Below are 10,462 nucleotides of genomic sequence, written 5' to 3'. Positions count from 1 at the left end.
TGTGTGTGTTCCCCCGCTGGGGTGGGGGGGGGGCGGTGGGCCCCCCCGCCGCGTTATGCCGGAGCGCCCCCTCACCCGACCCGGCTTCGCTGACGCTTCGCCGGGTCGACCTCTCCCCGCAAGCGGGGAGAGGTGAAGCCGTGCACGCGTTGGGCCCCCGCTCGTTCGCCGCAGTCGGGAACATCGCCGCGCCCACCCCGTTATCGAGCGAACCTCAAGGGAGATCGCATGATGGCGGCCGAGTCCAATTCCGGCGACGTGACCCACGCCTGGGACATGATGAAGAAGATCACCTTCGCCATGCTGGCGACCAAGGACGGCGACAAGATCCGCTCGCGGCCGATGGCGGCCTATGTCGAGCCGGAGAACAACACCATCTACTTCCTCACCGACGCGCGGCGCCACAAGGACGAGGAGATCGCGCGCGATCATCACGTCAATCTCGCTTTCGCCGATACCGGCGGCCAGAAATACGTCTCGGTGGTCGGCTCCGCCGTGGTGTCGAACGACCGCGCCAAGATCCGCGAACTGTTCACCACCTCCGCCAAGGCCTGGTGGGACAGCGCCGAAGATCCCAACATCCGCGTGCTCAAGGTGACGCCGCAGGAAGCCGAATATTGGGATTCGCCCGGCACGCTCGTCAGCTACGTCAAGATGGCGGTCGCCGCGGTGACCGGCGGCCGACCGGATCTCGGCGACAACCGCAAGGTCGCGATCTGATGGCGCCCGAACCGCAGGAAGTCCCGAACCCCGGTCCGATCGACGAGCCGCCGCCGGAAATTCCGCCGAGCACGCCCGGTACGCCGACCGAGCCGCCGTTCGAATCGCCGCCCGGCAATCCGATGCCGGACGTGCCGCCGCCGATGCGCGATCCCGGCGAACCGGCGCCGCCCGAAGAGCTTCCCGGTCAACAGCCGGAAGAACTTCCGACCCGCGGACCGGACGGCCCGACCACGCCGAATCCCGCAACCATGTAGTTCGAGGCGGTCGGATCGGGCGGTGACCGCGCCTGGTCTGAACGCCTCATGAATAGTGCCGGGCACGGCGGCACCGCTGCCGAATATATAATCTGCGGCTGCCTCACCCATCGCCACATTCCGGCCCCACCGCTAACCGTTGATCTGCTCCGCCGATTTGCTCGGCACAGAGTCGTCTCGGCTGCCCAAGTGCCTTTTCGAGCACCTTTTTCGAGTACCTTTTCGAGGACCCCTCCCTATGATCAGACTTCGCGTCGCGCTGCTTGCCACCACCGCCCTGACGCTGGGCCAATTCGCAGCCATGCCGTCGCACGCGCAAACCTCGCCGCAGGTTTTCGCGCAGGCTCCTGCTGCCGAGCCCGGTCCCGACGGTAAGCCGGCTCCGAAACAGCCGCCCAAGGGTCCGCCCGGCGCGGCGCAGCCGCATCCCGGTGGCCCGGGCGGTGCTGGCCCCGGCGCCGCTCCGCCTCGCGCCGCCCCGCCGCCCGCCGCGGCGCCGCGTGCCGAACCGCCGGCCCGCGCCGAGCCGCCGGCTCGCCCGGCCGCGCCGCCGGCTGCCGCGCCTGCGCGCCCCGAACCCCGTGCCGAACCGCCGGCGCGGCCCGCGCCGCCTCCGGCCGCCCCGCCGCGCGCTGAGCCGCCGGCGCGGCCCGCGCCGCCCGCCGCCGAATCCCCTGAAGCGCCGCGTCGCATGGCGCCGCCGCCGGCCGCGGCTCCGAAAGCCCCGACCCCGCCGCCTGCCGCCACTGCGCCGCAACGTCCGGCCGCGCCGGCTCAGCCTGCGCCGCCCGCGGCTGCTCCTCCCGCCGCCGCCACGCCGCCCGCAGCCACGCCGCCGGCCGGGTCTCCTGCACAACGCTCCGCCCCCGGCGCCGGTCCCGGTGAACGTCAGGGCATGGAACGTCGCGGCTTCGGCGCCCCGGGCGCTGGTGCTCCTGGTACTGCTGCTCCGGCTCCCGGCGCTCCAGGCGCCGCGGCCCCCGCTGCGCCCGGCACGCCTGCTGCTGCGACGCCCGCAACCCCGCCCGCTCCGGGCGTTGGAGCGGCCCCGCCGCCCGCCGGCGCGCCCGCTCCCGCCGGCGCGCCCAATGCTCCGGGTGCCCCGCAGCGCGGCGCCGGCGTGCCGCCTCCGCCGCCGACCGTGACCGCCCCGATCCCGCAGCCGCCGCCGCCGCCGCAGGCTCTGGCCCCGATCGCGCCGGGCGCGGCAGCGCCGGGACCGCGCAACATGCTCGACTTCCGCAACCAGCGCCGCGAGGTGCAGGAAGGCGGCCGGACCGTGATCACCGAGCCCGGCCGCGTCATCGTCCGCGATCCGAGCGGGCAGTCGTTCATCCGGCACAACGAGGTCGATCGCTTCCGCTACGGCGCGCGCGACATCCGGGTGCAGCAGGTCGGCGATGAAAACCGCACCACCGTGATCCGTCCCGACGGCTCGGAGATCATCACCGTCAACGGCCGCGACGGCCAGTTGCTGCGGCGGATCCGCCGCGACCGCGAAGGCCGCGAGATCATCATCATCGACAACTCGTATCGCGACCCGCGCGACCGCGGCAGCTTCTACGTCGATCTGCCGCCGCCGGTGCTGCGGATTCCGCAGAACCGCTACATCGTCGATTATGAAGACGCCTCGCCGGAGCTGATCTACGAAACCCTGGACGCCCCGCCGGTGGAGCGGATCGAGCGACGCTACTCGCTCGACGAGATCCGCTACAGCGCCGGCGTGCGGCAGCGGATGCCGAGCATCGATCTCGACACCATCACCTTCGAACTGGGCTCGTGGGACATCCCGCCGGACCAGGCCTCGAAGCTGCAGGTGATCGCCGACGGCTTGAACAAGTCGATCGCCCGCAACCCGCGCGAGGTGTTCTTGATCGAGGGCCACACCGACGCGGTCGGCAACGACACCGACAATCTGTCGCTGTCGGATCGCCGCGCCGAATCCGCCGCGCAGCTGCTGACCCAGCAGTTCGGGGTGCCGGCGGAAAACCTCACCTCGCAGGGCTATGGCGAGCAGTATCTGAAGGTGCCGACCCAGGGGCCGGAACGCCAGAACCGCCGCGTCACCATCCGACGCATCACGCCGCTGCTGAACGGCGGCACCGCGTCGTTGCCGCCGCCGCCTCCGGGCACCACGCCGCGCTAACGGGCACGGACCGCCCTTCGACAACAAGAAGCCCCGCTCGCGCGGGGCTTCAGACCGCTGACAAACCTCGGAGGTGTGCCCCCTGAGGACAGATTCACGGAACGTTTCGGAATCACGCGGCGAACAATTCAGAATCAAAACCCCTCGTTTCTCGGTGTCTCCGAAACACGAGGGGTTTGTAATCAGTCTGAGCCGCGCACGGGGCGCGGCTCTCTCTCAATGGATTGCCGAAATGTCGAGGCTCAGCGCGCGGTGACCACCACCTGTGTGCCGACCGGCACTCGCTGAAACAGGTCGCTGATGTCCTCGTTGTACATCCGCACGCAGCCGTAGGAGACGAAGCCGCCGATCGAGGCCGGGCGGTTGGTGCCGTGGATGGCGTATTCGCCGCCGGCCAGCGTCATCGCCGCAACGCCCATCGGGTTGGCGGGCGAGCCGCCCGGGATCACGTCCGGGATGTTGGGATTGTCGCGCTTGACGTCGGCGGGGGGCGCCCAGGCCGGCTCGCGATACTTGCCGTCGATCTTGGTGGCGCCGGCCCATTGCTTGCCGGCCTTGGCGACGCCGACCGGGTAGCGCACCGCGGTTCGCTCGTCGAGAATGAGATACAGCTTACGCTCGTTGGTCTTCACTACGATCGTGCCGGGTGAGTAGTCGCCCTGATAGGCCACCACGTCCGGGCGGGCTTCGGCTCGCGGCGCGCTCAACAGCCCCACACCGACCACGGCCGCAATGGCCAAGCTGATTCTCAAATTCATCGTTGTCTCCAATCCAATGTCGCCGCAACCGCAGCGGGTTGAATGCAATTACGTCCGGCCTCTCGTGGGCCAGCTTCGCCTATCCTGCACTCGGTAGTATCGTCCGCTGGGCGTAACCAAATCATGCGCGCCGGGCGGCCTCGCCGCATTTGCGCCGCCCAAAAAAGGAAATCCCGCCGACAAAGTAAATGGCTGGAAAACAACACCTGTCGGGAATTCGTCCGGCGGTGAAGGTTGCGCTCACAAATTTTCTTGAAGGGCGAGTGACATCTGCCAGCCTCTGGCGTGGTGTCTCGAAATTGCCCTCGCTGCGAGCACTGACTTCACCTCTCCCCGCGTGCGGGGAGAGGTCGACCCGGCGGAGCGTGAGCGAGGCCGGGTCGGGTGAGGGGGCGCCTCGACATAACGCGGCGCCCCCCCACCCGGCGCGCCAAGCTTCGCTTGTCACGCCACCCTCTCCCCGCAAGCGGGGCGAGGGGACGTATGCCGCACCGCTCCGATCAGCTCGACATTGCAGTCGGCGCAAACCTTTCAGCCGCCGGGTCGGTCAAAAGGCCCCAACCGGCACTGATCAGCTCCGCCGCCTCACACCCGCTTGTTCTGCCGATGCTCGACCAGGTCCTCGACCACCGCCGGATCGGCCAGCGTCGAGGTGTCGCCGAGCGTCGAGGGTTCGTCCTCGGCGATCTTGCGTAAGATGCGGCGCATGATCTTGCCGGAGCGGGTCTTCGGCAGGCTGGGGGCGAACTGGATCAGATCCGGCGAGGCGATCGGGCCGATGTCCTTGCGCACCCAGGCCACCAGCTCCTTACGCAGCTCCTCGGTCGGCTCGGTGCCGTCCATCAGCGTGACGTAGGCGTAGATGCCCTGGCCCTTGATGTCGTGCGGATAGCCGACCACCGCGGCCTCCGAGACCTTGGCGTGCGCGACCAGCGAGGATTCCACCTCGGCGGTGCCCATGCGGTGGCCGGAGACGTTGATGACGTCGTCGACCCGCCCGGTGATCCAGTAGTAGCCGTCGGCGTCGCGGCGGCAGCCGTCGCCGGTGAAGTACTTGCCCGGATAGGCCGAGAAGTAGGTCTGCTCGAAGCGGGCGTGATCGCCATAGACGGTGCGCATCTGCCCGGGCCAGGACCGCGCCAGGCACAGATTGCCCTGGCATTCGCCTTCCAGCACGTTGGCGTCGGCGTCGAGGATCTGCGGCACTACGCCGAAGAACGGCCGCGTCGCCGAGCCCGGCTTCAACTTGGTTGCGCCCGGCAGCGGCGTGATCAGGATGCCGCCGGTCTCGGTCTGCCACCAGGTATCGACGATCGGGCAGCGGTCCTCGCCGACCACGCGGTGATACCATTCCCAGGCTTCCGGATTGATCGGCTCGCCGACCGAGCCCAATAGCCGCAGGCTCTTGCGCGAGGTCTTCTTCACCGGCTCGTCGCCGCCCTGCATAAGAGCGCGGATCGCGGTCGGCGCGGTGTAGAAGATGTTGACCTTGTGCTTGTCGATCACCTCCCAGAACCGGGAATTGGTCGGGTAGTTCGGCACGCCTTCGAACATCAGCGTGGTGGCGCCGTTGGCCAGCGGCCCGTAGAGGATGTAGCTGTGGCCGGTGACCCAGCCGACGTCGGCGGTGCACCAGTAGATGTCGCCGTCGTGATAATCGAACACGTATTGATGCGTCATCGCGGCGAACACCAGATAGCCGCCGGAGGTGTGCAGCACGCCCTTGGGCTGGCCGGTGGAGCCGGACGTATAGAGGATGAACAGCGGGTCTTCGGCGTGCATCGGCTCGCACGGGCAGTCGGTGGTCACCATCTCGGCGGCCTCGGCGTACCAGAAGTCGCGCACGTCATCCATGAACACGTCGGCGCCGGTGCGCTTCACCACCACCACCCAGTCGACGCCCTCGCACTTCTTCAAGGCGGCGTCGACATTGGCCTTCAGCGGCACCTTGCGGCCGCCGCGCAGGCCTTCGTCGGCGGTGATCACGATCTTCGACTGACAGTCGGTGATGCGCTGCGCCAGCGAATCCGGCGAGAACCCGGCGAACACCACCGAATGGATCGCGCCGATCCGCGCGCAGGCCAGCATCGCAAACGCGGCCTCCGGGATCATCGGCAGATAGATGGTGACGCGGTCGCCCTTCTGGACGTTGCGGCTGCGCAGGATGTTGGCGAATTTGCAGACCTCGTCGTGCAGCTCGCGATAGCTGATCTTGCGGGAGTCCGACGGATCGTCGCCCTCCCAGATGATCGCGGTCTGCTCGGCGCGATCGGGCAGATGCCGATCGATGCAATTCCAGGCGACGTTGAGCACGCCATCCTCGAACCATTTGATCGAGATGTGGCCGGGCGCGAACGAGGTGTTCTCCACCTTGGTGAACGGCTTGATCCAGCCGATCCGCTGCGCCTGCTCGCCCCAGAACCCGTTCGGATCGCTCACCGAGCGGGCGTACATGTCCTGGTATTTCGCGTCGTCGATGAAGGCTCGGCTGGCCCATTCCGGGGACACGTCGTAGATCTTCTCGGACATTCGTTCCTCCACCCCAAAAGCGGCGTTTGCCGCGCATTGCCGTCAGTGCCTCACGTCGAAATCACGCCGCGGCGGCACATCCCCGCAAACCGCCCCTGCAAACGGGCGCAGCCTTCCAGGGATTAGCGTCGCCGGCGAAGAGTGATTCGATCGCTCCACGGTCGGCTTTTCTTGTTGCAGGATTATGCGTCGCCGCCCCGGGCGGCGACAAGCGGGGATGCATTGGACTTTTGGCCTTTGTCGGCGGTCATCGCGGCGTCGCCCTGCGGCCGCCGGTCGCGCCGCGGCGATCACGATGCCGTTGCGGAGGCCGACATGCCGGCGTCGTGATCGGGCTTTGCAGCCAAAACGGTAACCAGAAACTGTCTCTGGCAGCCTGCCGCATGGCGTCCGGCGGGCCGCGTCGCCAGATGCGCTGCGGCCCCGGCGCCCTTCGGAACCAATCGGGCGGCCGCCGCACTACCGCGACAGGCTCCGGTGAGGTGTACAACACCATGATGGATCAGCAGAATTTTGAGCGGCCCGGATCTTCGGCGGAGTCGGCAACCGAGCTGCCGGGCGCCGCCGGGCTGACCGTCGAGGCGCTGGCGACCGATCTCGGCCTCACGCTCGGCGTGCAGGACGAGCTGACCATCCGCCGCATCAAGCGCGGCAAGGGCTATGCCTTCATCCGCGCCGACGGCACCAAGGTGCGGCACAGCGGCACCATCAAGCGGCTCAACGCGATGGCGATGCCGCCGGCCTATGTGGAGGTGCGCTACGCCGCCGATCCGACCTCGCATCTGCAGGCGGTCGGCCGCGACGCCGCCGGGCGGCTGCAATACCGCTACCACTCGGACTGGGAGAAGGTCCGCGAGACCCGCAAGGCGCACCGCCTCGCCACGCTGGTCGGCGCGCTGCCGAAGATCCGCCGCGCGGTGTCGCAGCAGCTGGCCGGCTCCGAGCCGACCAGGGACTTCGCGCTCGCCACGGTGATCGAGCTGATCGCCCGCACCGCGATCCGGCCCGGCAACGAATCCTACGCCCGGCTCAACGGCACCCGCGGCGCCACCACGCTGCTGAAGTCCAACGTGGCGATCGACGACGATTGCGTGGTGCTGAGCTTCAAGGCCAAGGGCGGCAAGGCGGTGCGCAAGGAATGCGACGCCTCCAAGCTGGTCCGTGCGCTCGGCATCCTGCGCACGCTGCCGGGCAAGCGGATGTTCCAGTACCGCGACGACGCCGGCACCATTCGCCTGGTATCCACCGCGCAGGTCAATGGCTTCCTGCGCGAGATCGCCGGCATCAAGATTTCGTTGAAGGACTTTCGCACCCTGATGGCGTCGGCGGTGGTGCTGGAATCATTGTCCCGTATCACGCCCGCCACCAGCCAGCGCGGCCGCCGCAAGCAGGTGCTCGAAGCCGTGCGCGCCGCCGCCGATGAATTGTCCAATACGCCTGCGATCTGCCGCAAGAGCTACGTCCACGACACCATCGTCACCGCGTTCGAGGACGGCATCCTGGAGCGCTTCGCCGCGACCATGAAAGGCACCCGTTCGCAGTCGAAGCGCGAGCAGTTGCTGGTCCAGGTGGTCGCCGCCGCGGGCTGACGGGTCGGTTTTGCCGAAGGCAGCCCCGCGTGACGGCTGCCTTCGGTTTGCCACAAGGTTTTCTACGCCGTCGTGACGCCGTCCAGCGGACTGATGTCGCCGACAAAACGCAAGAGATCGGCCATGGTGAACGTGCTCTTCACCGCGGACGGCAGCTCCGGCTTCCAGTCCTTGCCCTTGATCCACAGGAACGAGTCGTGATCGCCGTGGATCAAACCGACGAGGACTTCGGCGACGATCGTGGTACCGACCGGACCCAGCCGCAAGCCGTGGCCGCGCACCTGCGCTTCTTTAAGGATGTAGTACCACAGCGGCGTGCGGGTATGCAGATTGTGCTTCTTGGCGATCGCGCCGTCCGGTCCGCTGGCGATTTCGTCGGGCGATAGCGGATTGGCGATATGCATCGCCGCCGCGACGTCCTGGCCCGACGGCAGTCCGAGCATCACGCCGCGCCGCAGATTGCGGAAGGCGAGGTCGCCGCCGCCGCCCGGCAGTTGATGCAATGTCTGCACCAGGAACGGATCGATCTTGCGCGACAGGTTGAGCGGCACGTTGGCCGGATTGGCCGAGCCCGGCCGGAAATCATAATAGCGCCGCCAGTCGATGATCCAGTTGTTGGACAACACCGGAATTGGCGTCGGCGGCGTCGGCGGATTGGGCGCCAACTCGCCGACGATGCCGCCGGATAGTCCGGTGAATTGAAACAACAGACCGAGCGTCGCCGGCGTCACCGCGGGCGGCGTCGATCCGAAGGTGAAGACCTTGTTGTGGCTGTAGGCTTCGCGCACCATGCTGTGGCCGAAGCGATAGGCGGCGGCGGAGAATTCGATCGGGATAAAGGGGAATTTCTTGAACCGATAGAATTGCCGTCCCTGGTCGAGGATCCTGGCGACGATGCCCGGTTCGGTGATCCGCTCGACGAAGTCGTGCAGCACCAGCCATTGATAGTGCCAGGTGACGATGCGGCGCGCTTCCTTGAACACGGTCTCCGCCGGCATGCCGCCGCCGGACAGCGTATCGCAAACCTTGTTGTGAAATTTCAGGAACGCGACGTGGGTCTGCGCGACCACCAGGTTCTCGTCGTTGCGGTGGTCGCCGATCAGCGCGAAGCCTTCCGGACTGCGCGGCAGATCGTTGCGAGGCTCGCCGGGAATGGCGCCGGGTCCGACGCTGATGGTTCGGCCGATCAGGAACTTCGGTCCCGGCGTCTTGCCGCTGTTGCCGTCGCCGGCGTTGCGGGCATAGAGCTGACGGCTGCCGTCAGGACCGAGGCCATAGATCGAATCCAGATCGAGCGCCGGGGTGCGGAAGTTTTCGGTGGCGTCGGGATCTTCCTCCTTGTCGCCGATCGAGGTCAGATCGAGGGTGATGTCGTGGTCGACGAATTGCCCGAAATAAGTGAAGCCCGCCGGCACCTTGTCGTTGTTGCCGGCGGGATCGCCGGGCGCCGCATCGACCATCGCGGCGGCGAGTTCCTTCAGCGGAGCGTCGTCGGCGGCGAGCGGATTGAGTCGCGGAAACATCCGTCCGAACATGCCGGGATCGTCGTTGCCGGATAGTGAGTCGAGAAACAGGCGGGTGGGGTGCCGGCCGGCGGTGCCGTGGCCCGGCCTCAGAGTGACGGTCGTCATGGACGTCCTCCTGAAATGATTGGTGGCGAAAAACAGCTATCCTAAAGGTCGACACACCCCCCGGTTTGGTTCACCGGAAATTCTCGTCGCGTTGCAGCTGCGTTTCAGCGGTTCGTCGGTGCATGACGCTGCCGCTAGCGTCCGTCCTTCAACGTCCACACTCCGGTGGCCTTGATCTCGGCGTCCTCGAGGTCGCGGGTCACCGGCACGTTGTAGCTGGCGAGCTGCGCGAGCCGATCCTTCGGCAAGTAAGCGCGTCCGGGATCGCCGATCAGCACGGTGGCGCCGCGCGCCGCATGGCCCTGCAGAAACCCGAAAGCCAGCGCGGCGATGTCGCTCTGATAGAAAATGTCGCCGGCCAGCACGGTCTGCGCCGGCGCGGACTGCGGCGCGGCGAGCAGATCTTCGCTGCTGATCGCGATCGTCACGCCATTGGCCCGCGCATTGATGGCGATCGCCTCGCGGGCGAAGCCGTCGATGTCGAACGCGGTGACGCGTCGCGCCCCGGCCTTCATCGCCGCAATCGCCACCAGTCCCGAGCCGGAGGCGAAATCGATCACCTCGCGCCCGGCGACGGTTTCGGGATGATCGAGCAGATAGCGCGCCAGCGCTTGCCCGCCGGCCCAGGCGAACGCCCAGAACGGCGGCGGCAGCCCGACCTCGCCCAACTCTTCCTCGGTCTTGCTCCACAGCGGCAGCGCCTCGTCGGCGACATGCAGCATCACCTCCGGCACCAGCGGCACCGGCCGCAGCCGCGTATTGGCCTCGATAAAGGCACTCGGATCGGCGATCGCGGAGGAGCTCATCGCCGGGTCTTGCGCGGATCCCGCGG

8 protein-coding genes are annotated in these 10,462 nt (G+C 67.7%); 4 read left to right on the top strand and 4 right to left on the bottom strand.

Annotated elements, in window-relative coordinates:
• The first annotated feature begins 231 nt into the window (after positions 1-231).
• The 3 genes from HNR60_RS00800 (at position 232) to HNR60_RS00790 (ending at position 3,123) form a co-directional block, all read left to right on the top strand.
• Positions 232-720 (top strand): pyridoxamine 5'-phosphate oxidase family protein, encoded by a 489-nt coding sequence (locus HNR60_RS00800; RefSeq protein WP_184253651.1) that lies wholly within the window; start codon positions 232-234, stop codon positions 718-720.
• Entirely contained in the window at positions 720-977 is a 258-nt protein-coding gene (locus HNR60_RS00795) for a hypothetical protein (RefSeq protein ID WP_184253229.1), read from the top strand. Before HNR60_RS00800 ends, HNR60_RS00795 begins: the two co-directional genes overlap by 1 nt.
• Before the next feature lie 238 nt (positions 978-1,215).
• The gene (locus HNR60_RS00790; RefSeq protein WP_184253227.1) at positions 1,216-3,123 is read left to right on the top strand and encodes an OmpA family protein; all 1,908 of its coding nucleotides are present in this window, start codon (positions 1,216-1,218) and stop codon (positions 3,121-3,123) included.
• A 242-nt stretch (positions 3,124-3,365) separates the two neighbouring features.
• On the opposite strand, the gene HNR60_RS00785 is transcribed toward HNR60_RS00790, so the two are convergent.
• Together HNR60_RS00785 and acs are read right to left on the bottom strand one after the other, a co-directional pair.
• Complete coding sequence (locus HNR60_RS00785) at positions 3,366-3,881, bottom strand: L,D-transpeptidase (RefSeq protein ID WP_184253225.1); 516 nt, start codon at positions 3,879-3,881, stop codon at positions 3,366-3,368.
• Positions 3,882-4,466: 585 nt separating this feature from the next.
• Positions 4,467-6,410: an acetate--CoA ligase gene (gene acs, locus HNR60_RS00780; RefSeq protein ID WP_184253223.1), complete on the bottom strand. Its 1,944-nt coding sequence runs from the start codon at positions 6,408-6,410 to the stop codon at positions 4,467-4,469.
• A 494-nt stretch (positions 6,411-6,904) separates the two neighbouring features.
• Between acs and HNR60_RS00775 the strand changes: the two genes are divergently transcribed.
• Positions 6,905-7,999 carry a DNA topoisomerase IB gene (locus HNR60_RS00775; RefSeq protein WP_184253221.1) on the top strand — a complete coding sequence of 365 codons (1,095 nt, stop codon included), beginning with the start codon at positions 6,905-6,907 and terminating at the stop codon, positions 7,997-7,999.
• Between the two features lie 62 nt (positions 8,000-8,061).
• On the opposite strand, the gene HNR60_RS00770 is transcribed toward HNR60_RS00775, so the two are convergent.
• Together HNR60_RS00770 and HNR60_RS00765 are read right to left on the bottom strand one after the other, a co-directional pair.
• A complete protein-coding gene (locus HNR60_RS00770) occupies positions 8,062-9,630 on the bottom strand; it encodes a peroxidase family protein (RefSeq protein ID WP_184253219.1) in 1,569 nt (522 codons plus the stop codon).
• A gap of 134 nt (positions 9,631-9,764) precedes the next feature.
• Positions 9,765-10,436 (bottom strand): class I SAM-dependent methyltransferase, encoded by a 672-nt coding sequence (locus HNR60_RS00765; protein WP_184253217.1) that lies wholly within the window; start codon positions 10,434-10,436, stop codon positions 9,765-9,767.
• Between the last annotated feature and the right edge of the window lie 26 nt (positions 10,437-10,462).

It is taken from the genome of Rhodopseudomonas rhenobacensis, from assembly GCF_014203125.1.
Lineage (GTDB): Bacteria > Pseudomonadota > Alphaproteobacteria > Rhizobiales > Xanthobacteraceae > Rhodopseudomonas_A > Rhodopseudomonas_A rhenobacensis.
This window is presented reverse-complemented; position numbering and strand designations above follow the sequence as displayed.

Coding starts and splice junctions, on each gene's coding strand:
- HNR60_RS00790 (WP_184253227.1), top strand. CDS start 1,216: ATGATCAGACTTCGCGTCGCGCTGCTTGCCACCACCGCCCTGACGCTG.
- HNR60_RS00765 (WP_184253217.1), bottom strand. CDS start 10,436: ATGAGCTCCTCCGCGATCGCCGATCCGAGTGCCTTTATCGAGGCCAAT.
- HNR60_RS00800 (WP_184253651.1), top strand. CDS start 232: ATGGCGGCCGAGTCCAATTCCGGCGACGTGACCCACGCCTGGGACATG.
- HNR60_RS00770 (WP_184253219.1), bottom strand. CDS start 9,630: ATGACGACCGTCACTCTGAGGCCGGGCCACGGCACCGCCGGCCGGCAC.
- HNR60_RS00775 (WP_184253221.1), top strand. CDS start 6,905: ATGATGGATCAGCAGAATTTTGAGCGGCCCGGATCTTCGGCGGAGTCG.
- HNR60_RS00795 (WP_184253229.1), top strand. CDS start 720: ATGGCGCCCGAACCGCAGGAAGTCCCGAACCCCGGTCCGATCGACGAG.
- acs (WP_184253223.1), bottom strand. CDS start 6,410: ATGTCCGAGAAGATCTACGACGTGTCCCCGGAATGGGCCAGCCGAGCC.
- HNR60_RS00785 (WP_184253225.1), bottom strand. CDS start 3,881: ATGAATTTGAGAATCAGCTTGGCCATTGCGGCCGTGGTCGGTGTGGGG.